Source organism: Dielma fastidiosa (assembly GCF_000313565.1).
In the GTDB taxonomy this organism is placed as follows: Bacteria; Bacillota_I; Bacilli_A; order Erysipelotrichales; family Erysipelotrichaceae; genus Dielma; species Dielma fastidiosa.
In genome coordinates, this window is record NZ_HE578923.1 from 73,495 (window position 1) to 98,417 (window position 24,923).

At 41.1% G+C, this 24,923-nt stretch carries 28 protein-coding genes and 1 tRNA gene; 21 read left to right on the forward strand and 8 right to left on the reverse strand.

Annotation, left to right across the window (positions count from 1 at the left end):
* Nucleotides 1-74 precede the first annotated feature (74 nt).
* The 14 genes from DAHG_RS00715 to DAHG_RS21070 all read left to right on the forward strand — a co-directional run bounded on the left by DAHG_RS00715 (nt 75) and on the right by DAHG_RS21070 (nt 13,339).
* A complete protein-coding gene (locus DAHG_RS00715; RefSeq protein WP_022936398.1) occupies nt 75-722 on the forward strand; it encodes a flavin reductase family protein in 648 nt (215 codons plus the stop codon).
* Between the two features lie 86 nt (nt 723-808).
* A complete protein-coding gene (locus tag DAHG_RS00720) occupies nt 809-1,129 on the forward strand; it encodes a hypothetical protein (protein WP_022936399.1) in 321 nt (106 codons plus the stop codon).
* Between the two features lie 153 nt (nt 1,130-1,282).
* A complete protein-coding gene (locus DAHG_RS00725) occupies nt 1,283-1,714 on the forward strand; it encodes a DUF3795 domain-containing protein (protein WP_022936400.1) in 432 nt (143 codons plus the stop codon).
* Nucleotides 1,711-2,271 carry a YdeI/OmpD-associated family protein gene (locus DAHG_RS00730; RefSeq protein ID WP_022936401.1) on the forward strand — a complete coding sequence of 187 codons (561 nt, stop codon included), beginning with the start codon at nt 1,711-1,713 and terminating at the stop codon, nt 2,269-2,271. The genes DAHG_RS00725 and DAHG_RS00730 overlap by 4 nt, the downstream gene beginning before the upstream one ends.
* 102 nt (nt 2,272-2,373) lie before the next feature.
* Nucleotides 2,374-3,015: a TetR/AcrR family transcriptional regulator gene (locus DAHG_RS00735; protein WP_022936402.1), complete on the forward strand. Its 642-nt coding sequence runs from the start codon at nt 2,374-2,376 to the stop codon at nt 3,013-3,015.
* Between the two features lie 59 nt (nt 3,016-3,074).
* Nucleotides 3,075-4,316: an MFS transporter gene (locus DAHG_RS00740; protein ID WP_022936403.1), complete on the forward strand. Its 1,242-nt coding sequence runs from the start codon at nt 3,075-3,077 to the stop codon at nt 4,314-4,316.
* On the forward strand, nt 4,313-4,576 hold the full coding sequence (locus DAHG_RS00745) for a hypothetical protein (RefSeq protein ID WP_022936404.1): 264 nt from the start codon (nt 4,313-4,315) through the stop codon (nt 4,574-4,576). Before DAHG_RS00740 ends, DAHG_RS00745 begins: the two co-directional genes overlap by 4 nt.
* A gap of 177 nt (nt 4,577-4,753) precedes the next feature.
* A complete protein-coding gene (locus DAHG_RS00750; RefSeq protein ID WP_022936405.1) occupies nt 4,754-5,509 on the forward strand; it encodes a class I SAM-dependent methyltransferase in 756 nt (251 codons plus the stop codon).
* 116 nt (nt 5,510-5,625) lie between these two features.
* Nucleotides 5,626-6,195, forward strand: coding sequence for a carboxymuconolactone decarboxylase family protein (locus DAHG_RS00755; protein ID WP_022936406.1), 570 nt, complete (start codon nt 5,626-5,628; stop codon nt 6,193-6,195).
* Between the two features lie 109 nt (nt 6,196-6,304).
* A complete protein-coding gene (zwf, locus tag DAHG_RS00760; protein ID WP_022936407.1) occupies nt 6,305-7,720 on the forward strand; it encodes a glucose-6-phosphate dehydrogenase in 1,416 nt (471 codons plus the stop codon).
* A gap of 131 nt (nt 7,721-7,851) precedes the next feature.
* Nucleotides 7,852-9,489 carry a putative manganese-dependent inorganic diphosphatase gene (locus DAHG_RS00765; RefSeq protein ID WP_022936408.1) on the forward strand — a complete coding sequence of 546 codons (1,638 nt, stop codon included), beginning with the start codon at nt 7,852-7,854 and terminating at the stop codon, nt 9,487-9,489.
* A 121-nt stretch (nt 9,490-9,610) separates the two neighbouring features.
* Nucleotides 9,611-10,498: a fructose bisphosphate aldolase gene (locus DAHG_RS00770; protein ID WP_022936409.1), complete on the forward strand. Its 888-nt coding sequence runs from the start codon at nt 9,611-9,613 to the stop codon at nt 10,496-10,498.
* 147 nt (nt 10,499-10,645) lie between these two features.
* A complete protein-coding gene (locus DAHG_RS00775) occupies nt 10,646-13,045 on the forward strand; it encodes a DUF2207 family protein (RefSeq protein WP_022936410.1) in 2,400 nt (799 codons plus the stop codon).
* Between the two features lie 96 nt (nt 13,046-13,141).
* A complete protein-coding gene (locus DAHG_RS21070; RefSeq protein ID WP_146211881.1) occupies nt 13,142-13,339 on the forward strand; it encodes a hypothetical protein in 198 nt (65 codons plus the stop codon).
* A 58-nt stretch (nt 13,340-13,397) separates the two neighbouring features.
* Here the strand turns inward: DAHG_RS21070 and DAHG_RS00785 are convergent, their stop codons facing one another.
* The 5 genes from DAHG_RS00785 to DAHG_RS00805 all read right to left on the reverse strand — a co-directional run bounded on the left by DAHG_RS00785 (nt 13,398) and on the right by DAHG_RS00805 (nt 18,507).
* A complete protein-coding gene (locus DAHG_RS00785) occupies nt 13,398-14,870 on the reverse strand; it encodes an IS200/IS605 family accessory protein TnpB-related protein (RefSeq protein ID WP_022936412.1) in 1,473 nt (490 codons plus the stop codon).
* 253 nt (nt 14,871-15,123) lie between these two features.
* A complete protein-coding gene (locus tag DAHG_RS00790; RefSeq protein ID WP_022936413.1) occupies nt 15,124-16,017 on the reverse strand; it encodes a sensor histidine kinase in 894 nt (297 codons plus the stop codon).
* 3 nt (nt 16,018-16,020) lie between these two features.
* Nucleotides 16,021-16,854: an ABC transporter permease subunit gene (locus DAHG_RS00795; RefSeq protein ID WP_022936414.1), complete on the reverse strand. Its 834-nt coding sequence runs from the start codon at nt 16,852-16,854 to the stop codon at nt 16,021-16,023.
* Complete coding sequence (locus DAHG_RS00800; RefSeq protein WP_022936415.1) at nt 16,847-17,758, reverse strand: ABC transporter ATP-binding protein; 912 nt, start codon at nt 17,756-17,758, stop codon at nt 16,847-16,849. Before DAHG_RS00800 ends, DAHG_RS00795 begins: the two co-directional genes overlap by 8 nt.
* Nucleotides 17,759-17,847: 89 nt before the next feature.
* Complete coding sequence (locus DAHG_RS00805; protein ID WP_022936416.1) at nt 17,848-18,507, reverse strand: response regulator transcription factor; 660 nt, start codon at nt 18,505-18,507, stop codon at nt 17,848-17,850.
* 116 nt (nt 18,508-18,623) lie between these two features.
* Between DAHG_RS00805 and DAHG_RS18340 the strand changes: the two genes are divergently transcribed.
* The 7 genes from DAHG_RS18340 (at nt 18,624) to DAHG_RS00840 (ending at nt 23,043) form a co-directional block, all read left to right on the forward strand.
* Nucleotides 18,624-19,448, forward strand: coding sequence for an alpha/beta fold hydrolase (locus DAHG_RS18340; protein WP_022936417.1), 825 nt, complete (start codon nt 18,624-18,626; stop codon nt 19,446-19,448).
* Entirely contained in the window at nt 19,438-20,349 is a 912-nt protein-coding gene (locus DAHG_RS00815) for an alpha/beta fold hydrolase (protein ID WP_022936418.1), read from the forward strand. Before DAHG_RS18340 ends, DAHG_RS00815 begins: the two co-directional genes overlap by 11 nt.
* 64 nt (nt 20,350-20,413) lie before the next feature.
* Entirely contained in the window at nt 20,414-20,665 is a 252-nt protein-coding gene (locus DAHG_RS00820; RefSeq protein ID WP_022936419.1) for a hypothetical protein, read from the forward strand.
* A 135-nt stretch (nt 20,666-20,800) separates the two neighbouring features.
* Entirely contained in the window at nt 20,801-21,526 is a 726-nt protein-coding gene (locus DAHG_RS18345) for an HAD family hydrolase (protein ID WP_022936420.1), read from the forward strand.
* A 93-nt stretch (nt 21,527-21,619) separates the two neighbouring features.
* Complete coding sequence (locus DAHG_RS00830) at nt 21,620-21,829, forward strand: helix-turn-helix transcriptional regulator (RefSeq protein ID WP_022936421.1); 210 nt, start codon at nt 21,620-21,622, stop codon at nt 21,827-21,829.
* A complete protein-coding gene (locus DAHG_RS00835; RefSeq protein ID WP_022936422.1) occupies nt 21,826-22,305 on the forward strand; it encodes a hypothetical protein in 480 nt (159 codons plus the stop codon). Before DAHG_RS00830 ends, DAHG_RS00835 begins: the two co-directional genes overlap by 4 nt.
* 57 nt (nt 22,306-22,362) lie before the next feature.
* On the forward strand, nt 22,363-23,043 hold the full coding sequence (locus DAHG_RS00840; RefSeq protein ID WP_022936423.1) for an N-acetylmuramoyl-L-alanine amidase: 681 nt from the start codon (nt 22,363-22,365) through the stop codon (nt 23,041-23,043).
* Nucleotides 23,044-23,106: 63 nt separating this feature from the next.
* On the opposite strand, the gene DAHG_RS00845 is transcribed toward DAHG_RS00840, so the two are convergent.
* The 3 genes from DAHG_RS00845 to DAHG_RS00855 all read right to left on the reverse strand — a co-directional run bounded on the left by DAHG_RS00845 (nt 23,107) and on the right by DAHG_RS00855 (nt 24,800).
* Nucleotides 23,107-23,182, reverse strand: a tRNA-Ala gene (locus tag DAHG_RS00845).
* A gap of 60 nt (nt 23,183-23,242) precedes the next feature.
* Nucleotides 23,243-23,935 (reverse strand): dihydrofolate reductase family protein, encoded by a 693-nt coding sequence (locus tag DAHG_RS00850; RefSeq protein WP_022936424.1) that lies wholly within the window; start codon nt 23,933-23,935, stop codon nt 23,243-23,245.
* A gap of 1 nt (nt 23,936) precedes the next feature.
* On the reverse strand, nt 23,937-24,800 hold the full coding sequence (locus tag DAHG_RS00855) for an AraC family transcriptional regulator (RefSeq protein WP_022936425.1): 864 nt from the start codon (nt 24,798-24,800) through the stop codon (nt 23,937-23,939).
* Nucleotides 24,801-24,923: the final 123 nt, after the last annotated feature.

Consider the following 24,923-nt stretch of genomic DNA (forward strand, 5'->3'; position numbering starts at 1 on the left):
ATTTATAAGGTAAAACATGACGGCTGTCATAAAGCTTATCTGATTATGCGCTGATCAGGAAAGGGAAACTCAAAATGAAAATTGAAATTGGCACGGCTTTTCCACAATATTTTAAATCTGCATATCCTGAAGAATTTGTTTTGTTTTCACATCTTGAAACAACATCGGCGATTCCATCAGTTTTATTTGCCATCACTACTTGGAAAGCAAATGGTGAACCTAATGTCTGCTTTCATGCTTGGAGCTGTTTTCATGGCGATAGAACCGCCTTTTTTGCGGTGATGGGCGGCTTGTATCAAAAAACGCATACTTATGCGAATATTATGCGGGACAAATGCTTTTGTATCAACTTTCTGCCAATCCGTTATTATGATCAGCTGATTGCGACAATTAATCAAAATGAGGATGAAGCTGATGAATTTCAAGTTGGGAATTTTACTTTGGAACACGCTGAAACAATTCATGCACCAATTATTAAGGAAGCTTTTCTAAACATGGAATGTACTTTAAAAGAGGTAATGGATTTAAGCGGCGCTCAGATTACTGCTATGGTTGTCGGTCAAGTTCAGCATATATTCGTTGAGGAAGCATATGCAAGGGGCTATGATAAACGCTATGGACAGGACGGTTTCATGATGCTTGTGCCGGCGATGCAGGATTTGATCAGCGGTGAAGCAGGACAATCAGCGATTGCAACGGTAAAGATTGAACGTTTTGATTAAAAAAGCATTATTTGTTGTCACAATATAGCTTTCTTATTGTCTAATTATATGTAGGGTTGAAAAATATCGACAATAAGGAGGAAATTATGTTTCAAGAAATTTTATTAACCGCATTGCTGGGTATCGTTGTCGGGCTGATTGATATTCTGCCGATGATCAAAATGAAATTGGATAAATTTTCTATCAGTTCTGCTTTTGTATTCTATTTTGTTTTGCCTTTTGTGATCATTAATATCGATTTATATGGTATAGCATGGTGGCTTAAGGGCGGCATCATCGGATTGGCACTGGCTTTGCCGACCATCATTATGGTTATGAAGGAAGATAAAAAATCAGCGATTCCAATGGTTATTATGTCAGTGATTTTAGGGACGGTTATCAGTGCGGTTCATTACTTTATTATGTGAATTAAGAAGTCCAATCAGGACTTTTTATTATTATAGGAACTTTCGTTTTCAAGCATCAAAGGTCCAATGGCATGATTTGATTGATGAAGGAAATCATTTTTTTGATTTAGCAAAGCTTTATGATACACTGAGGATAGAGGAAAGGAGTTTGCTATGAAAATGCCTGATACGGATATCGATACAAATATGTTTGCGCCCTGTGGGATGAATTGTATGGTTTGTTATAAGCATTGTTATCATAAAAAGCCATGTGCCGGCTGTTTGAATCATGAACAAAATAAGCCTGAGCATTGCCGTAAATGTAAAATAAAAGACTGCGTCAGAGAGAGGGGTATTAGTTATTGCTATGAATGTGGGAAATACCCTTGTTTGCAGATAAAAAATTTGGAGCGGAGCTATCGTCAGCGTTATCAGACAAGTCTTTTAAGTAATAGTGAATTTGTGAGAATAAATGGTTTATCAGCATTTATGGCGTGGCAGAAACAGCTGTATTCATGCCCTAAATGCGGTGGTATTATTTCAATTCATGACAAAGAATGCAGTGAATGTCAAAAAAAATTGAAAATGGAGGAGACGTTGGGATGATGATATTAACCTTTGAAACACGGCAGGCATTCAGGGATTGGCTGTCAAAGCATCACCCTTCAGAAGCCGGTGTCTGGCTGCGGTTTGGTAAATCAGCGCAGATTAAAACATTAAAAGCGAGTGAAGCGCTGGAAGAAGCACTATGCTTTGGTTGGATTGACGGACAGATGAAAAGTCTTGATGAACATTCATACATAAAATATTTCGCCTTGCGCCGTAAAAACAGCAAATGGTCAGCTAAAAATAAAGCGTTGTGTGAGAAATTGATAAAAGAAGGTTTGATGAGTTCTTTTGGTTTTTTAAAGATAGAAGAAGCTAAACAAAACGGTCAATGGGATCAGGATCATGCGCCAATGCCCATCTCTGATGAACAGCTTGATGAAGTCGCAAAGCAGCTTAAAGAAAATACAGCGGCTTATCATAATTTTATTAAAATGCCGCAATCTGTTAAGAAAACGTATGCCCGAGCCTATTTTGACGCTAAAACGGAAGCTGGCAGGAAGCGCCGTCTTGAGTGGATGCTTGATCGGCTGGCAAAGAATTTGAAACCGATGTAGGTTTTGATATAAAAGAAGATATTTAAATAAGGTTGACAGGGTAGGAGAACCATGATAGTATCTATACATACCAACGGTATGTATATGGTTCGGAGGTGGAATATGGCTCGAAATAAATATCCCGAACAGACTGTTGAGAAAATCCTGGAAGTATCGCTGAAGCTCTTTTCTGAGAAAGGGTATGAAAAAACTACGATGCAGGATATTGTGAATGCACTCGGCATGTCTAAGGGAGCGATTTATCACCATTTTAAATCAAAGGAAGAACTGGTGGACGCGGTATCTACTTACAGCTTTATGAAGCGTAACAGCTTTGTGGATGTCTATGAGCTGAAGCATCTAAATGGCCTACAGAAGCTGCGCTGGGTATTGATGAATGAATTCTCCAACACTGAGAAGCAGGAGGTTGACCGCTTCACAGCCCCATTAGCCGTTGAACCAAATTTCATGATGAAAATGATTCAGGATACCATAACACATAGTGTTCCTATGCTGATTCCAATGATTGAAGAATCCAAACAGGATGGCTCATCTCAGGTAGAGGATGTACAGATGACAGCTGAGATTTTCATGGTATTAGCCAATGTCTGGGCAAACCCGCTGTTTTGGGAGATGAGCGAAGAACAATTTGCTTATAAAGTTAAAACTATTGGTAAGATACTGGATACGCTAGGCTTACCGGTTATCAATGAAGAAGTAAAACAGACAATGATTGAATATTATAAGAATATACTGCCTAAATAGGGGCAGTTCAATTTTAATCAAATACATACCGACAGTCGGTATTTAAAGAAAGGGACTTTATGAATAAAAAACTATTCCACAAGGATTTTACGATGATGGTCATCGGTCAAATCATTTCTATTTTTGGCAATTCAATTTTACGCTTTGCAATCTCTTTATATGTTTTAGATCTTACTGGTTCTGCCAGTATCTTTGCCGGTATTCTGGCAATATCCATGCTGCCGACAATTTTATTATCACCGATTGGCGGCATGGTCTCTGACCGGCTAAGCCGTAAATATATCATGGTGATTTTAGACTTTGCCACGGCTTTGCTGATTTTGCTTTTCGTCTGCAGTCTGGGCAGCTCTTATATAGTAGTGGTGATAGCGGTATTTATGGTTTTGTTATCACTGATTCAATCCTTCTATCAGCCCTCGGTCCAAGCCAGCATTCCCTCAATTACGGATAAGGATAATCTGGTAGCTGCCAATAGTGTGGTCTATCAGATCAATGCGCTTGCTAATCTGTTAGGTCCCATTTTAGGCGGCTTGCTTTATGGCTTCTTTCCAATTCAGGTCATCGCCCTGCTCAGTGCTTTCTGTTTCTTCTGTTCGTCAATTCTTGAACTGTTTCTGCATATACCATATACCCGCCAGCCGCGCGCAGCCTCCATTTTTCGGACAGTAAAGGCAGATTTTAAAGAGGCAATCAGTTTTATTCTTCATGATAATCCAGCTATTTTTAAGCTCTTGATCCTGCTTTCCGGTTTGAATATGTTTCTGACTGCTATGCTGCAGGTCGGTTTGCCTTATATTATCAAGATTCAGCTAGGCTTAAGCTCACAGCTTTATGGTTTTGCGGAAAGCTCATTGGCTATTGGGATGATTATTGGCAGCCTCTATGCAGCCAATAATGCCGGTAAACTTAAGATTCAAATCTCACATAAATACTTATTGCTGGGCAGTCTGGCAATGGTTCCTATCGGATTAGGCATCTTAACCGAGATTAACGCTTATCTGGCCTATGGGCTGATTGTATTGTCATTGCTGGCTGGCATGAGCTTCATTGCTGTATTTAATGTTATAGCGCAAGCCTTCATGCAGGAACAGACGCCAACTCATTTACTGGGTAAAGTAAGCAGCTATGTAATGACACTGACAATGTGTGCCATTCCTGCCGGTCAGGCATTATATGGTCTGTGTTTTGAAAACTTCGCTTCACATTCCGCATGGATCGTACTCTTTGCCTGTTTAATGGCCGTGCTTTTATCGAACTATGCGAAAGGTGTACTGGCAGCTCAAAAGGAGGTGATCGCATGAACCCACTAAAGGAACAGCTGAATATCGCTCAGCAGCGAACTCAGAAAATTATTGAAAAGCAAAACAAGTATGTTCTATCATCAATGCCTAAGATAAAGCGTAAGAAAACACTGCAGATCAATTTAATTACCAATCTGCTGATGCTGATTCTATGTCTGATTGGTCTAATAATATTTAAAGCATTCTGGCTGATTAGCTTACTTATAATCATTATTTTATCACTGGCGGTTAATTTTTATTTACTGAATAAATATCGTTAGGACTATGTTATAATAAATTCATAAAGCGAGGATTCAATATGTACCTTCTACGAGATAACAACTCAGTGCAGTTACAAAACCGCCAAGCAGATTGCGCTGAGTTTGCGGATAACTAAACTTGCATTGGCGTGTCAACTGCACTGATTCTTTTAAATTATAAGAAAGGTGGAGTTACCAATGGATTTTACTGAATTAAAAAAACAATGGCTTGCTGAGGAACAGGCAAGCTTCAAGGGCTGGGATTTTTCACATATTAGAGGCAGATGGATGGATGAACAGCTGCCATGGGATTATGAGCAATTACTGCGCCGCTATTTAAGCTGTGAACATCAGCTATTGGATATGGGAACCGGCGGCGGCGAGTTTCTGCTGTCGCTTAATCATCCATATTCACAATGCAGTGTCACAGAGGGTTATGAACCCAATGTGCAATTATGTAAAGAACGGCTTGAACCGTTAGGAATTACGGTGCGTAAGATTGAAAATCCGCTTCATATTCCTTATCCAGATGCTTCTTTTGATCTTGTTATTAACCGTCATGAGGCTTATGATTTTAAGGAAGTATACCGCATATTAAAGCCCGGCGGTACTTTTATTACACAGCAGGTCGGCGGCAAGAATGATGATGATTTAGTCGCAAAGCTTGGCTGTGTAAAGGAGCTTCCTGATCCTAAGACTTTTGATTTACAAAATGCGATGCACTATGCGTTGCAGGCGTCATTCAATGTTGAATTGGGCTATGAAGCATTTACCCCGATTGAATTTTATGATGTTGGTGCTTTTGTCTACTTTGCTCATATTATCGAATGGGAATTTGGCGGCTTTCAGGTTGAATCACATTTTGATCAATTATGTACATTAGCTCAAGAGCTTGCGGAGCATGGCTGCATTCGCGGCAGCGAACATCGTTATCTGCTAGTCTTAAAGAAATAATGAATGAAAGGTACTTCACGGTACCTTTTTCTTTTCTGGTGCATTGTGTTTGACGTTTTTATGATGCCACTTCTATAATGGGCTGAAAGGGATCTGTGTGATCAGCCGGTGAAATCATGACACAAAAGCAGCGTTATAATTTAAAGGAAGCCTATGGCATTCTTGTGGACGCAATCCGCGCCATGCCTAAATTGAAAAAAGAAGCAGCCGACGGTGTGCTGGATCAGGCGTTTAAAGAGCGAATTATGCTGGCTGTGACCGAAGTTAATGGCTGTGCGATGTGTTCTTATGCGCATACCCAGATGGCCTTAGAGGCTGGCTTAAGCAGTGAAGAAATCAGCGGACTGTTAACAGGTGTTATGCATCATGTCCCAGAGGATGAAGCGGCAGCTATTCTGTTTGCTCAGCATTATGCGGATAGTCGGGGCAAACCATCGCCTAAGGCACAGGCCATCATCTATCAGACATATGGAAAAGCCAAAGCGGATGCCATCATGCATGCGATTCATGTTATCATGGCCGGTAATGTTTACGGCATAGCCTTTGGTTCATTAAAGGGAAGAATCACCCATAAAGGAATTGACAGCCGCAGCTCGCTGGGCTATGAAATTACCCTGCTGCTTTCATTGATTCTCTATCTGCCGGTGGGCTTAGTTCACGCTTTATTAACCAGTAAAGCATCATAAACGGCTTATCGCTTCACATAATAAGTATCGAAACATAAAAGTCAGGCATATGAGTATTCAATAAGCAGCATCCGCGTTATCATAAAATTAAGAAAAGAGGACTTGAAAAATGGAAGCATTAACTAAAAACCACAGCTATACATTTACCATCTTCGGCGGTACCGGTGACTTAACTTATCGTAAGCTGCTGCCGGCTTTATATAATCTTTTTGTCTCTAAACAGCTGATCGCATTTCAAATCGTAATTATCGGCCGCCGCAATTATCAGCATGATGAGTATTGTGAAATCGCCAATGGCTGGATCAGACAATTTGTAAGACTGCCATATAATGATGACTCATTCAGAGAGTTCTGTGAGCACCTGTATTATTATCAGATGGATTTCACTCAGGAAGCGGCTTATGCAGATCTGCATGCCTTTTATTCAGCGCATAATATGCATGAACATATCTTTTATTTTGCCGTAGCGCCGCGTTTTTTTGAACTCATTGCCAAAGGTTTGACGCATGTGCCTGACGCAAGACAGGGCCGGGTTGTCATCGAGAAGCCTTTCGGCAAGGATCTGGCCTCAGCCCGTGAATTAAATGCTCAGCTGGAAGCCTTTTTCGCACCGGATCAAATTTATCATATAGATCATTATCTCGGCAAAGAAATGGTGCGCAATATTCAGACAATTCGTTTCATGAATCCCATCTTTGCAAATATCTGGAATCATGACTATATCGAAAATATTCAAATCTCCGCAATGGAGGAAGTCGGTGTTGAAACCCGCGGCTCCTATTATGATCAAAGCGGAGCATTAAAGGATATGGTACAAAATCATCTCTTTCAGATTCTAAGCATTGTAGCGATGGAACCTATGCGGGATAACAGCCGTGAGGAGATGCATCGCTGTCAGCTTGACGCGCTGAAGCATTTGCGGAAAGCATCCGCCTTAAAGCTGGAAGATACATTAATTCTCGCGCAATATGACGGTTATTTGAAGGAGAAGGATGTAGCCGCTGATTCTAAGACTGAAACCTATGCCGCCTTACGTTTGTTTATTGATAATGAACGCTGGCAGGGAACGCCTTTTTATATTCGTACCGGCAAGAAGCTTGATCGCAGGGAAATGGAAATCATCATTACTTTTAAACGGCCGCTGCCAACTGCTGATCCCAATATTCTGATCATCAAGATACAGCCTACCGAAGGGGTATATGTACGCTTTAATATTAAAAAACCGGGAAATAGCGAGGAGATCGTTCCCGCCAGCATGGATTTCTGTCAAAGCTGTCAGGAAATCAACCGCATTAACACGCCTGAAGCCTATGAGCGATTATTAATGGCAGTAGCTTTAGGGGATGCTTCGTGGTTCTCACAATGGGATCAGATTGAAACAAGCTGGGAATATGTCGATCAGCTGAAACAGCGGGCTATCAATGAGTTTCTGCCAATCCATGTGTATCAGCCTGGCAGTGAGGGGCCAAATGAAGCGGCTGCCTTGCTTGCCAAACAGGGTCATGAATGGTTTAATCAAGAATAGAAAGAACGGCTGCAATCGCGGCCGGTTTTCTTTTAGGCAGAAAATAATCACAGCTTTCAAGAAACCTTGGTTAATAGGATTGCATTTTTCACAGTCTTCGATATAATTAAGACGATAAAGAGGAAGATTCCATGGATAAAAAAACAATTTATATCACAGGCCACCGCCACCCAGATACCGATTCTATCGTATCGGCGATTGCCTATGCACAATTTAAGGAAAGAAAAGGATTTCATGCTGTTCCCTGCCGTTTAGGTGAGATGAATGCGGAGACAAAATATTTGCTGAATCGCTTTAATGTAGAAGCACCGATGCTTTTTGAGGACGCCAGAGCGACGCTTGATGAAATTGAAATTGATGAACCCATCACGATTTCGCCGATGACGACAATGATGGAAGCATTGCAGATGATGAGCGATCAGAATAAGCAGTCACTGAGTGTTGTAACCGATCAGGGAAAGCTGATGGGAATGGTGACAAAGTCAGATTTAGCGAATATCGGATTGGGTGATACCGCCTTATCAATCCGTCTGCTGAAAGAAACACCGACTGAATTTATCGCAAAAACGATCAGCGGTCAGGTGCTGTATGATGATGAAGACCGTCATTTCAACGGAAAGGTAAGTATCATTGCCATCGCGGAAACAAGACTGCGCAATTATGAATTAAAGGATCGTATGGTAATTGTCGGCAATGATCAGGATGCTCAGATCACCGCGATTGCGAAAGGCGCGGGGATGTTGGTTGTTGTGTGGACGGATGAAGTTGCTGATGAAGTATTGGAAATGGCAAAGATATCACATTGTCCAATTATCAAATCCGGACATGGAACAATGAATACAACACGTTATCTGTTCTTTGCACCGCCGGTAAAATTGATTATGAAAACCGATTTAATCAGCTTCAATATCAATGAATTTGTAGAAGAAGTCGGTAAGAAATTAATGAAGTCAAGATTTCGCTGCTATCCAGTGGTTGATGATGATAATCGCTTATGCGGCTATGTATCACGTTATCATATTTTAAATCAGCATAATAAGCAGGTAATTCTTGTTGATCACAATGAATATTCTCAATCGGTTAAATCTATTGAAAAAGCCGATTTGCTTGAAGTCATCGATCATCATCGGGTCAGTGATATCGCTACCCACCGGCCGATCTTTTTCCGCAACGAGATTATCGGCAGTACAGCGGCGATCATTACTTCCATCTATATGGAAAATCAGATGAATATACCTAAGCAGCTGGCCGGTTTATTGCTGGGAGCAATCCTATCCGATACATTGAAGTTCAAATCGCCGACAACAACGGAAAAGGATATGGGAATGGCCAAGGTTCTGGCGGAAATTGCTGAATTGGATATTGAACAGTTCGCTAAGGAAATGTTTAAGGTCAGCAGCAATATTATGGGCAAACCGGTCAATGAATTGCTGAATCAAGACATCAAGCAGTTTGATATTGACGGCAAGAAGGTTGCTATCGCTCAGGTCATTGCCTATCAGGTTTCAGAAGCCAGAGAGATTGAAAAAGAAATAGCAGAAGTAATGAATGAGTATGCGTCAGATAAGGAGCTCGATCTGCTTGTTCTGGCATTTACGAGTATTCTTGAAAATGGTTCAGTGTTTTATGCGGCGGGTGAGCTAGCAAAAGCGGTCAAGGAAGCATTCCCGGATCATGAGGGAGAGGAACACAGCTTCCAGGAGGATATTCTTTCCCGTAAGAATCAAATCGTGCCATTGCTTTCAAGAGCGATTATTAATTCTATTTAATCAAAGCGGGTCAGCGCCCGCTTTTTCTTATTTGAATACTCTGAATGGTATTTTAAATCGAAAAGTGTTAATATAAAATTATCAAAGGGCTGTTGGTTCAGCCTTGGCAAAGGAGGCATCGATGATGAATGAACAATTAGTACGTATGCACACGGGCAAGGGATTTATCGCGGCGCTTGATCAAAGCGGCGGCAGTACCCCTAAGGCACTGAAATTGTATGGTATCGATGAATCACAGTATCATAATGATGATGAAATGTTTGATTTAGTTCATGAAATGCGGACTCGAATCATGACAAGTCCAGCTTTTACTTCTGAGCATATCCTTGCGGCAATTTTATTTGAAAATACGATGGATCGAAAAGTAGAGGGTGAATACACGGCGGATTATTTATGGCTTAAGAAAGGAATCCTGCCGATTCTGAAGGTGGATAAGGGACTTGCTGAGCTGGCCCATGGTGTTCAGCTGATGAAGCCGATTCCTGATCTTGATGATTTGCTGAAGCGCGCCAAAGAAAGGCATATCTTCGGTACTAAAATGCGTTCAGTGATTAAACAGGCTGATGAGGAAGGAATCAGGGCTATCGTGGATCAGCAATTCGAAGTAGGACTGCGTATTTATGCGGCAGGCTTTGTACCGATTCTTGAACCTGAGGTTGATATTTTCGCTGCTGATAAGGAAAAGAGCGAAGCAATTTTGAAACGTGAAATTAAGCGTCATTTATCACTGTTAGAGGATGATGTCAGAGTGATGTTTAAGCTCTCTATCCCAAGTGCTGACGGTTTCTATGCTGATCTTATGGAGGATCAGCATGTTGTCCGCGTTGTTGCCTTGTCCGGCGGTTACAGCCGCGATGAAGCAAATGAAAGGCTATCCCGCAATCCAGGACTGATTGCCAGCTTCTCAAGAGCTTTGTCACAGGGACTAAACGTTAACCAAACACCGGCTGAATTTGATCAGCTACTCAAGACTTCTATTGATTCAATTTATCAAGCGAGTATCGCTTAATGTTTATGGACAGGTTCGCCTGTCCTTTTTCTTGAGCTGAATCTTGTCATTAGCTGGCTTTTATTGCCTTATGGCTTGAAAAAGCATGACGAAACTCTTATGATAGAATCATCTTAAATTATGATGAAAACATCAAAGGGGATTGCGATGAAAAAAATACAGCGTGGGATCATAATGGTTTTAACCATGATTTTGATTTTGCTTTCAGGGCATGAAATAATGGCAGAGGATGTTGGTTATGTTTATGAAGATTTGAATGTAAAGGTAGAAATCAATGATAAAAGAGAATATCATGTGACTGAAACAATGGTTGTCGATTTTGAAAATGAAATGCATGGTATTATCCGTAATATTCCGTTAAAGAGTGATACGGAAAAGGTTCGAATCAAGAATATTGATGTATCCGGCATGCCTTTTTCAGTATCGGAAGAGCATGAGAATGCGGTTGTTCGTATTGGTGATCCAGATGTGACAGTAAGCGGTATACAGGAAATTACCCTGGAATATACGCTGACGCATTATCAGGATTATGATCATGAATATGATTATGCTTATGTGAATGTTTTGGGTACGGATTATGATACTGAAATTAAACATTTTCATGCGGAGGTCATTTTCCCGTTTGCTGATGAATTGATTAATTATAAGGTAACCTCTGGCACCCGCGGCAGTACATGGAATAATTATGTCAATGAGATGATGGCGGATGACCGGCTGATGATTGATGCTGATGAGACGCTTCCCGCGAAGGTGGGGGTCACTGTGCAGATGCGTTTTACGGAAGGTGTTTTTTCATCAGCGCCTTCATATCCATATCCTTATGTTTTAGAAAACAGTGACTGTCAGATTGAAATCGATAAGAATCAGGATCTGCATGTTACGCAGACCATTGATTATCAAACTGAGAACCGATATCTCGGTATTTCAATTCCTTTTATCAGTGCCGGCTGGGATGCTTCAAATTATCGCATTGATGATTTTGAAGCTGTTGGTGATGCTGAGGTGAGAGTTTCTGGCGATGCGTTCAGACTTCAGCCTGAGAAGGAAGAAGGCAGCGTTGTGGTAAGCTATATCATACATCCATATTATTTATTGGATCAAGATATCTCCTTTGTATTGAACGATCCTGATGAGGATACACAGATTAAACATTTCAGCCTTACTCTGACCATGCCGAGCATTCCTGAACTTAATGTCTATCTGCAGCGTTATGACGCCGATACAAATACGGATCGCTATCAGATAACCCAAGCGGATAATACAATTATGCTTGAGACAACCCAGCCAATTGAAGCTGCGGAAATTTTTAAGCTCACTCTGCCGATCAATGCTGCCGATTATCAGCGTGATTCAGGCTTTTATCCAAGGCTGGCAGCGAGTTTAGGCGGTTTATTAGTGATGATTGTATGCGCGCTGCGCTTTCTTGTATATCGAAAGAAATCGCTGACGATACCAGTGAACTTTTATCCGCCGAAGGGAATGAACAGTGCGGAAGCGGGTTATGTCATCGATCTCAAGCTCAGTGACAGTGATGTTACTTCATTGATTTTTAACTGGGCAGACCGCGGTTATTTAAAAATCCACTTTATTGACAGGGAATACAGCTTTGAAAAAATCAAAAATGCCGATTCATTGATGGCTGACTATGAACAGCGCTTATTTAATGCGATGTTTCGATATAGTAGTGATGGCTTTGTTAGCCATGCCATGCTCAGAGCCTTTTATTATGATCTGAGAGATGCGAAAAAGAGCATTGAGAGAAAGTATACAAGAGATAAATCGCTGACATTAAAGAGTGCTGATGTTATGCGTAAGCTGTTTATAAATCTTTCACTTTTACCTTTGCTTATCTTTCTGCTTTTAAATAATTATGAAATATATCGAGATAGCTTTAATTTGGTTATCTTATGTGTAATGCTTGTGCCGATGCTTTTGGCTGCGAATAGAATGCTCACAATGTATTTCAGGCAAAAGGAAGGCCGTAATAATAAGGTATATCTTGGTTTTGGTTTCCTGATGGGACTGCTGCTGATTTATATTTGTATTTTGATAACAGAAGTATCGCTGAGCCTAGAGCTTCTGATTAGTCTGTTTAGCTGCATGGCACTTTTGATTATTGCCAGCGGCATTCATAAAAATAGTGAATATCGAAATGAATTATTAGTTCCTTTGCTTGGTTTTAAGGAGTTTATTAAAGCAGCCGAAAAAGACCGCTTAGAAATGCTGTTAGAGGAAGATCCGGAATACTATTATCATGTGCTTCCTTATGCGCAGGTGCTGCATGTTAGTAAGATTTGGATCAATAAATTTAAAGATTTGACCGTTCCGCCGCCAACTTGGTATGTCGGTGAAGAAGCTTGGTCAGCAAAGGATTTCGATTTTATAGTTCATGACATTGAAAAAGAAATTGAGCTTGCTTCCAAAGCCAGAGCCCATAGCAGCTTTGATTCATCGGATGATTCTGGTTATTCAGGCGGTGACGGTGGTTTTTCATCGGGCGGCTCAAGCGGCGGCGGCAGCGGTGGCGGCGGCAGCCGTGGCTGGTAAGCGAACATAATAAAGAATAGCTGGCTTGATAATAAGCCGGCTGTTGTTATTCACCAAGCCCATAGTGATGTTTAACAATGGGAAGGCGGCTGAGCGATGAATATCAAGAAAATGATTTCCTTCAATCCTTCAGGAAATCATGCCATCAATGATGACACCCAGCTGCCTTTCTCGCGGCGCTGTTCCTTCCTGTATTTCAATGTCTCTCTCTTTCCACCTATCGGTATTGGAGTCGCACTCGAGCAAATCCATACAGGAACTCTTTTTATCAGTTCAATGATTTCTATCAAGTAAACAGCCTTTTCTTCTAGTTTGGGTCTATTCACTTTGATTCATTGAACTGATTTTTATGTTATCTGAATAATGCTAATATGGCGGTAAGCTGACATTCTTTGATACTCGCTTTTCCTACCTTCTCAGCAACCGCTGCCCATTGCTCTGCTCGTGTTTGCTTTTCTTTTACGAATACTCGATATTCTCTTAATATCTTCTCTTTATATCCGATCCCTTTTCTTGCGATCACATAACTCGCTGCCTGATGCACACTCATTCCCTTATCCCGTACATACTTCAATTTTCCAATCAGTGACGTATAGGCTGGATCGACTTTGATTACTTCTATTCTTTCATAAGCAGCTTTTCGTTCGATGGCTTCTGTAATCTGTGAATAAGCAAACTCACTCAGCATTCGATTCAGTCCTTTTGGCTGATAGCGCTGCTTCTGCTTTTTATCACTAAAGTCCAAGGCTTCCATCACTAATGGTTTTTGAGTATGTACACATTCATGAATGATCTTACTTGCTGTTTCCGCAATCTCATGCTTTCGCTGATTCCTTGTCTTTCCCTTTAACTTCATCGGCAGGATCTGCTGTCTGCACAGATTCCCTTGCCGATCAATGTGGGCAACCGCGATATGATCCACATTGATATCGATACCGATACTGCCTTCTTCCTTTTTGGTTATGATCACTTTAGGTTCCACCTCAATGATCGCTTTAATGATGAAATACTCACCATGGTCATAGAGTTCATAAGCTACGGCTTTACCGGCGGTATTATGCGGTAATCTGACTGCTCTTTCTAATTTATCTGCATGATGATAAAACTGGATCGGTAAATGAACTTCTTTCTCTGTGCCTCGATAAACTATGATCCCGGATTCAAGATGATATTTGAAGAGATTGTTGCTGTATTTTCCCTGCCGTCTTCCCGTTATCAGCATGCGTTTTCTTCGCTCGTACCGATAAGCTTCAAGATCATGATGCAGCTTCTTCCTTGAACCAAAGCAAGCGGCTCTCACGCTTAAGTTCAAATGATTCAGTTTATCCGTTTCCCGGTTTAATTTAAAGGTCAACAACCCAATTCTATGCTTTAGCTGTTTGATATTCGGACTGACGATCTGTACCTCATACAAATAGTCTGCTTCACTAATTTCATGTTCCTTGCTTTTTTGAATCAATTGTTCTTTCTGTTTCTGCCAGTTCTGTAAAGTTTTGTTTTCCTTACGAATCTTCTCTTTGATTCTTTCAATCCGTTTTGTACATTCTTTCTTCAATCGCTGATTAGTTTCAATATTACTTTTAAGCAGGGCTCTGGCTTCATGGATTGCAGATAAAGGAAAGTAATCATTCGTACCATATTTTGCTTTTAACTGTTTTTCTAAAGAGACAGCTTCTTTGACACCATAAAAACAAGTTAAATAGAGTTTCTTATAAGCGGTATGAAGCATAGAGTTATACAGAATCAAATCTTTTTTAATACAATTCGCATCCTCTTCTGATAACTCATTATAATAGAAGCGATTTGAATACGATAAACACTTCATGGATGTTCCCCCCTTGAACAAAAAAGCATCCACTGAGATTCGATTGATACAAAGGAAACTAGGTGATGCTTATATGAAATTTAATGATTAAATAGATTGTTTTTTGTTACTTATAGTATACCATATTCACACAATGATTTCATCTGTTTTTATTATTTTTTAGATACCTCTTCATAATGAGATATTGACACTTTGATGCTTGAAAATGAAATTTCCTATAATATAAAAAAGGCAGCTTGGACTGCCCATTTGGTTATACTGGAAACTGAATACGAATCGTTAACATTTGTTTTTCACAGACAGCGTCAATCGTACCATGCATCTGTTTTACCAGTTCTTTTGCGATGGATAGACCTAATCCCATTGAATCACCGCCGGTTTGTACTGTATAAAAGCGGTCAAAGAGCTGATTGATCATAACCTCATCCAAGGTTTCGGTATGATTGGTGAAACTGATCACGCCGTTTTCTGACAGGCTGATTAGTAAATCACCGCTGCTGTATTTTAAAGCATTGCCAAGAATATTTTCAATAACACGGCTGAGTGCTTGTTTATCGAGGCAGCGGGTGATTGGCTGCTTGGTGATGGTAATCTTTGGCGTTATTTGACGCTTTTTGAATGCCGCGTAATAGGAAGCTAAACATTCCTCTAAGAAGCGATTGAGATTTACGGCTTCAAGCTGGGGATGAGTGATTAACAGCGCCGTGCCTGAGGTATAAGCAAACAGCTCTTCAATCAGCTGCTTTAGAACATCACAGCGGCCTTTGATGATTGCCAGCATCCGTTTATCTTCCTCACTCATTTCAGCTAGTTCAAGCAGATCGAGATAGCCGCACATGGCAGTTAAGGGTGTACGCAGATCATGAGAAATGTTTGTCACTGCCGCCTTAAGCTGCAGATCTCCCTGCTCATAATGATGTCTCAGCCTGCGAAGCTGTTTCAGCTCTGTGTTAATATCGGCTGCCAGCTGACGCATATGCGCATCATGGGTGGAAATCGTAATCAAGGTATTGGTATCCTGATTCAGCCGTTCATGAAAAGCCTGCTTGATTTCATCCGCTCCTTTTCGCATTAAAGTCAGGCGGATCAGCAGGTATATGATTATCAGAATGAGGATGCCAAACAGGCTTACGGTTACGATTTCCATAGTTTAATTAATGTCTTTCTTTTTAAGCAGGCCGATACCTGCCAGCGTGGTTGTAATCAGGATCGTCAGCGAGTATAGCGGCAGCCGCCATGGATGAGCGACGCCCAGATTTGCCAGCTGAACTGCCTGACATGGGGGTACAAAATCATAAATAAATTCATAGACGGTTCGCTTTGCGCCTGTCAGATAGCGTGGATTAGGCACTGTCTTGCTTACACCTGGTTCATCGCCATTGTTAGTGAGCTCATAAGTTGCATAGGTTTCAGGCTGATTCAGCTGACTGTGTACATAGGTGGCGCCAATCAATAACACAAAGGCTCCCAATACACAGATAATCGCGCTCAGCGCTTTATTTTGACAAAGCATGGCAACCATCACGCAGCAGGCACTGCTGGCCGCGGCACACAGGATTGAACAGAAAATCAAAATCAGGATGATTTTAAGATCAACGGTAAAGAAACCAAGCAAAGGGACGCCTGCCAGGCAGTAACAAATAATAAAGCCAAGACACATTATCAGGCCGCAAAATAAGCAGACAATCAGATTAGACAGATAAATCGCTGATCGGCTGTGTCCGATAATCAGTTTATTGCGGATCGTTCCATCACTATATTCAGTGCCGGTAAACAGCGAGCAGAATACAGCAAGCAGAATATTGACAAACAGCGGATAGGCAAAAAAGGTACTTTCCAATACAGCAGATGTGCCATAGACCTGCATATTTCTAAACTGCATAAACGGTATGAGCAGTCCCAGCAGACACATGAATGTCAGACAAATCTGGAAACAGCGGTTTTTAATCATGCGGTGTAAATCAGCATTTAGTAATTTATTCATGCGATCCTCCTACAAGATTAATGAAATAGCTTTCTAAGCTTTCATCCTGTTCCTGAATGGATTGTACCTCACAATGCTGATCCGCAAGTTCCTGAATCAGATGGGTAATTGATGGCTTGCCATAGATTTCCGCCGTATTTCCGTTAATCAGCTTATAATTCAGCTTCATACTGTCTAACACCCTAATTAATGCCTGAATATTATCAACCTCAAGCCGCAGGCATTGCCGTGACATCATTTCAAGCTGTTCAGCACTGATTTCCTTAACGATGCGGCCATTGTCAATAAAACCAAAATGGGTTGCTAATTTAGATAATTCATCAAGGATATGCGAAGAAATCAAAAGGGTGATCTGGCGGTTTTGATTCAGCTTTAAGATCAGTTCTCTGATTTGAATGATGCCTTGCGGATCAAGCCCATTAGTTGGCTCATCAAGCACTAAAAAATCAGGATCATTGACTAATGCGATGCCGATGCCTAAACGCTGACGCATGCCCAATGAGAAATGCTTTGCTTTTTTATTTCCCGTCTGTTCCAGACCGATTAATTTTAATAGTTCATCAATACCATCAAAAGAAGGAAGACCGAGAATGCGGGCCTGCTGTTTCAAGTTTTCCTCAGCACTCATTTCCATATAAATAGAGGGTGTTTCAATAACCGCTCCCATACGTGCCCGCTGCTTGCTGATGGCTTTATCGTCATTAGCGGTGCCATAAATCGTGTAAGTGCCGCTGTCTGGCTCCTGTAAACCGCAGATTAAACGAATCAGCGTTGTTTTACCAGCTCCGTTTCTGCCGACAAAGCCATAAATGGCACCCTTAGGAATATGCATTGAGACATTATCCAGAGCTTTAAATTTTCCATAATGCTTGGACAATGACTCTGTCGTTAAAATAGTGTCCATATAATTCACTCCTTTTCTTTACACGGTACAGTTTATCAAAGAGAAGTTAAGCAGGCGGTAAAGAAAAGGGTTAAGATTTAGTAAAGAATCTAATCTTCTTTCATTTTAAAACCAATTCCCCAAACTGCTTCAATGTATTCCTCATTGCTGAACTCACGCAGCTTTCTTCTAAGATTGCTGATATGTACCTTTAAGGAGCTTTCCATGCAGTCATTCTCTTCGCCAATCCGATCTAAAATTGTTGATTTGGAATTGACCTGAGATGGGTGGGTCATCAAAAGCTTTAAGATTGCATATTCGGTTTTGGTTAAGCGCACCGGCTGATTTTTTATATGCACCTGATAGGTATGCGGATCAAGCGTCAAATCTTTAAAAACCAAGGCCGCGTTATGGCCAGGCGGTTCATTTCTTAGCTGTACTGCAACGCGGGCCAACAGCTCGCGGGTATCAAAGGGTTTTGTCATGTAATCAGCAGCCCCCAGATATAATAATTCTACCTTATCATTAATATCCGCTTTGGCGCTTAATACAATTACGGGAATGGCTTTGATCTTAGCCAGGACAGCCTCCCCTGACATACCCGGCAGCATCAGATCAAGCAGAATCAGATCAGGTGTCATAGTATCTAAAAATAATAGGGCTTCGGTTCCTGAGTAACAGCGGTAAATCTGATAATTATTGCGGCTAAGCAGCTCCTGAAGCAGATCGCCAATATAGACATCATCATCAATAATCAGGATTTTTTTCATTTTTCAGCCCCGCTTTCTATACTCTTTATTGTAGTGAATTACCGATATAAAATCAACCAAGTGAACGCTGATTGCGATATTATGATACAATAGAGCTAACAATTACGAGGGGCCCTATGATAAAAAAATATATTGATACTGGCCGCGGCCGTGTCTATTACTGGCTGAATCAGCCGGCGGTTTATAAAACAACATTGATGCTGACACATGGCTTAACAGCTGATCATTCATTATTTGATCTGCAGCTTGACGCATTGAATGATATACGCATTATCACATGGGATATGCCGCTGCATGGCGAATCACGGCCTTATAATGATTTTTCATTTATTCATGCTGCCCAGGATATGAAACAAATTCTTGATCAGGAAGGGATTGATTCACTAGTTATGGCTGGTCAGTCAGCGGGCGGTTATGCGGTTCAGGTGTTTGCACACTTATACCCTCATCTTCTTAAGGGCTTTATCGCTATCGATTCTACGCCGCTTGGCAGTCATTATTATAAGCGTTCAGAAACTTTTTGGACTGATCATTATGATGCTTTTGCGGCATTGCTGCCTTATCGCTGCTATTGCCGGCTGAGCGCAAATAACGCGGCCTTGCATGAAACAGCCAGAGAAGCTTTCTATGAATCATTGCTGCGCTTGGGAAAGGCGGATATGCTGAAGGCAGTACGCAGTATCTACCGTGATTTTAAAAAATATGATGAGGTAAAATTTCAATGTCCGGTTCTGCTTTGTCTTGGTGATCATGATCAGGTTGGCTATGTGCCAAAATATAATCAGATGTGGAGTCAGGCAACAGGTTATCAACTTTGCATTATCCCAGATGCCGGCCATAATTCAAATTATGATAATGCGCCTTATTTTAATGAAGTAATAATAAAATTTATCAATCAGCTGACGGCTGGACAGGAAAAGGGAGAAGCTTATGGAAATTAATGTGAATGAAATGATTGAAATTAACGGTGTTAAACAATTTATCGCAGTACGTGCAAAGCATGCGGGCAATCCGCTGCTGCTGTATGTTCACGGCGGCCCGGGTGATGCGGCCTTGCCTTTAGTGCTGAAATACAATGGTGTGCTTGCTGAACATTATACACTGGTTGTCTGGGAACAGCGGGGTGCTGGTAAGTCTTATTATCCGTTTACTGAAGCAGTAACGATTGACACCTTTGTGGAAGATCTTCAACTCCTGATTGAATATCTGCTAAACCGTTATCAGCAAAAGAAGCTGACCCTTGTAGGCCATTCATGGGGCAGTGTACTGGGGATGAAGATCGCTCTTATGGTTCCGCATCTTCTGCAATGTTATGTCGGCTGCGGTCAGGTAATTGATATGGCCGAAGGTTCAAAGCGGGCATGGGAATATGCGATGCAGGTTGCAGACCCTAAAACGAGAAAGCAATTGACGGCGGTTGATCCATCATATCAGGGAACAAATTGGTTTAATGATTTAATGCTGGTTACTAAAACGGTGGTAAAGTATAAAGGGTCCTATTATGGTCATCAAAGCTATAATCCGATGATCAAGGATTTCATCTTTTCAAGTTCTTATCGTTTAAAGGATCTGATCAATCGGCAAAAGGGTTCCCTGCAAAGCATTCAAGCCTTATGGCCTGAATTAATGTCAGTAAGCTTTAAGGATATCCATGAACTGCAAGTAAAAATTGTATTGATTGAAGGAAAACATGATCATCATGTTGACAGTGGGCTGGCCGTTGATTTTTATAATCAGCTGACAAGTTTGAAGCAGCTTTATCTCTTTGAGAAAAGCTGTCACTTTCCGCAATGGAGTGATGCGGAGCAGTTTAATCAGATTATGATCTCATTGTTGTCTTAAATGCGGATTGTTGTTTTTCTGATTTAGGTGTGCCATAATAAATACAGCGAAAGTGAGGAATAATATGCTTGAATTTAAATTTGATACTCAGCTTTTAATCGAAGGAAAAAATCTTTCAGAAGATGCAATTAATGATTATATAACGGAACACTTTAAAGGTGATTGTCTGCTGGCGGTAGGTGATGATGAATTAATCAAAATCCATTTTCATACCAATGAGCCATGGCAGGTGCTTGAATACGCGGCGTCTTTAGGTGAGATTTATGATGTCGTAATAGAAAATATGGAACGGCAGGCAAACGGTCAGCAAGGTTAAGTAAAGTCCTTTATGATTTATCATAGAGGATTTTTTATTATATAGGAAATTAAATGATTGTTCATCCTTTAAATGATGAATAAATATGATAAAATCAATAGTGATACATATTGATTACTAATAGGGAGCGATACGATGAAAAAACCAGTTATGATAGCATTTGATTATGGGCAGACAATTATTGATGAGCATCCGGTAGATTTTGTCAGGGGGACTGCCGAGGTTATGAAATATGCGGCGGTTAATAAGTTCAATAAAACACCGGAAGAAATTCAAAGCATATCGGCACAATTAAAAAAAGAACTCGGTAATTTTAAACCGGGTCATGACTTCGGTGATTATGGTGAGATCAGTAATTTAGCTTTTCAGGCATTTTTGTATGAATCACAGGGTATTGAATTGTCAATTTCATATGAAGAAGCTGAATTAATTTTCTGGGACAGCGCTGCCTGGGGGAAAGCGGCACCGGGGATTGAGGAATTGCTGGCATATCTTCATGATAATGACATCAGAACCGCGGTTTTAAGTAATAACGCGTATGGACAGAAGGCACTGAGCAGCCGTATCAACCGCATTCTGCCAAATCATCATTTTGAATTTATCTTATCGACAAAGGACTATTTATTCCGTAAACCCAATCGGCATATCTATGAGCTGCTGCTGATGAAGGCTGATTTACAGGCGGCTGATGTATGGTATGCGGGTGACAGCTTAATCAACGATGTCGATGGCAGCCGTAATGCCGGGCTAATGCCGATTTGGTATACCGGTGCCAGTGAAAAATGGGAGCAAACGGATAGGGAATGCCTGCATATTAAGCATTGGCATGACTTGATCGATTATTTAAAAGAACTGCAGTAGCAGTTTTTTTTTTGTATAGTACACTTGACATTTTGTGTAAAGTAAACTATACTAATAATGTAAAGTTAACTATACTTGAAAGGGTGTGATTGCTTGCAGACACGAATACAGGAATTGCGTAAAGCAAAGAAAGTAACACAGAGTGAGTTGGCTGATGCGGTTAATGTGACCCGTCAGACAATTATATCGCTGGAAAATGGCAAATATAAAGCATCGCTGATCCTTGCACATAAACTAGCTCAATTTTTTGGTGTAACGATCGAGGAAATCTTTATCTTTGATTTAAAGGAGGAAAATCTATGAAAGGAATCTTATGTGCCACAAAGGCAGTGACGAATGAGGAGTATCGTCAGGAGTTGGCTAAGAAACGTATTTATTATGTGCTGATAATTATGGTTGGGGTCATTACCTTGGCGATCACTTATTTCGCATCAGCTAATGGCATTGAATTCAATGAGCATCTGCATGGTACATTTGCGGGCATGGGGACTGGTTTAATTTTGGCTGGGGTTGTGCTGATTATTAAGACACAGATGACCTTAAGCAGTGAGGAGAAGCTGAAAGCGGCCCGTTTGAATAATTCTGATGAACGCAATATGGAAATCAGCAGCCGTGCTTTCCGCAGTGCAGCATTGATAATGATTATCTCATTTTATGTGACAGCCCTGATTGGCAGTATCATGATTGATGAACGTCTGATTCAGTTATTGTTGTTGAATATGAGCGTGTTATTAGCGGGTTATATTCTCTCATATAATTATTATAAACGTAAATTATAGACCGTCTGACGGTCTTTTTATTTGGGTGTATTCATATAGTAAAGCAGGGTGAAGCTTATGAAACAAATGAAACTATTAATCATCTGCGTGGTGGCTGCGGCTTGCTTTTTTATCAGTGAGCATTTTGTTGCGGCCGTTCAGGATGTAATTTACGCACCATTATCAGGAGCAGTGATTGTTTTGGATGCCGGGCATGGCGGTAAGGATGAGGGGGCGATGGCTGAGGGGGTTACTGAAAAAGCCATTAATATGGCTATTGTCACAAAGCTGCAGGCGCTGTTTGAAGACGCGGGGGCTACGGTTGTATTAACACGTAAGGATGAAAATGATCTCTCCTCACCAACAGCTGCCAATCATAAGCGTGAGGATATGAAGAATCGTATTGATATTATCAATGATGAAAAGAATGATTTGCTGCTTAGCATCCATCTGAATAGTTATAGTGATTCTTCAGTGAAAGGAGCGCAGACCTTTTATCCAAAGGATAGCTTATCCAGTGAATTATTGGCAAGCTGTATTCAGGTACAATTTTTAGCGATTGACAGCCGGATGTCGCCTAAACCGGGTGATTATTATTTATTGAATAATTCCCGGATTCCCGCAGTATTGATTGAGTGCGGTTTTCTCTCCAATGCTCAGGAAAGGGAACAGCTTTCGCAAGCAGATTATCAAGATAAGGTGGCTAATCTGATTTTCGCGGGTACGCTGAATTACTTTAAGGAATTGAGTTATGAATAAAGCTGGTTCGCCAGCTTTTTGCATAATAAAAAAACGCCCTTAAGCAGGCGTTTATTTGTATAATGGTGGAGCTTAGGGGGATCGAACCCCTGACCTCCTGATTGCGAACCAGGCGCTCTACCATCTGAGCTAAAACCCCATTACTTTTACAATTATAGCACTAATCGTAAAAAAGAAAAGGGGTATTTTATTTTTTGTATCATGATTCATAAATTACTTTATATTGCAATCTGAGATATGAATCTTCAAGTACGGTGCAGGCTTCAAGCTTCAGCACACCAAGCTGATCCAATTGCTTGGGATCATGGATGGCTTCACCGTCAATCAAGGTTGCGACATTCTTGCCGCCGACTAAAACCGGGGCGATGACCAGATCAATCTGATCCAGCAAATGTTCTCTTAAGAATAAACCGTTCAAAGTACCGCCGGATTGAATCGTAATGCGTTCAATCTGATAATTGACAGCTAAGCAATCCATCAACTTCGGCAGATCGAGGACTGGCTGTGAAATAATATGCAGATTGCTGATGGATAAATCATAGGCTGGGTGCTTGGGATTGGTTGTGACAAGGATCAGCTGTTTCAGTTTTTGGCATAAGGCCTTGACGCCATGGGCGTTCAGATGCGGCTGATTATCGATGATGACGAAGGACACCGGTGTCTTGGCAAGATCCAGCGCTGCTTCATTCATGCCGATTTTCGCCATTACCCGCCCGGTATTCAGTGACCAGAGATCCTGACATTGTTCGATTTCATAATACTGATGCAGACCTTCACGAACCCCTTTAACTTTAGGAAAATCACGATCTACGTCAAGATGGTCATTATCACCGGTGCATATTTTACCATCGGCTGACATCAGCATAAATAATGTACAAAAAGGTTTTTTCATTTTATATGTTCCTGCTTTCTTTAATTGCTACCCATATTTCAAAGGGATAAGCGGATTGATCCATTTGCTTATCAGGGTAAATTTCTAAATCGTAATTGCCCAGCGGCTCAAAATTGCTGGCTGGGAAATAATCGGTATATATTTGATGCCATGCTTGCTGGATCACTTGCGGAAGCCGGCCGCTGCCCTTAAAACAAAGCCAGGTACACGCTGGGATTTCAATGCTTGCTGAATGAATGGGGCAAGTATTACTGGCGGTGCCTATCAGATAATTTAAATGACTTTGATCGGCTGCTAAGCAGCAGGCAGCAATTCCTTTGAAGAGGGTGTCGGCGCTTGAATCGATCAGCGTTTGAAGCGTCTGATCCTTTTGACATTGCTTCCAAAATTGAGGGATATCATCACGGTAGATGGATTCTGAAATCGGAAAACGGCAGCTTGTGCCAATAAGTGTGAAGCCGGGCAGCTGGCGTTTGCTGACGTGAAATGCAAGCGGTGCGGTGCTATGGCTGACAATGATTCGCGCAAAGCGTTTGGCAGGCTGTTTTTGCTGTCTGATTTCAGAGGGGGACGCGCCGTGAAAACGGTGAAATGCCTTCGTAAAGCTTTCCGGTGTTTCATAACCGTATTTATAAGCCAGCTCAGTAATTCGAAGATCACTGTTCAATAGCTCTGCGGCAGCGATGCTCATGCGGCGGCAGCGGATATATTCACCGAGTGAAACTTCACAGACAGCTGAAAATAAGCGTTGGAAATAAAACTCAGAATAACCGCTCTGTTTTGCCAAATCACTGATTGACAAGGCATCTGCCAAATGATCCTCAATATAGCACACGGCGTTTTCAATTGCGGATAATGTACTCATTTTTTGCTTCCTTTCCTCATCATTATAACAAAGTCAAAATCTTTCTGCCTGTCTGTTTCTGCGCAATGCAGGCAAACTTTTTTAGCATATAAAAAAACACTTGCGAACAAGTGTTTATCTTTT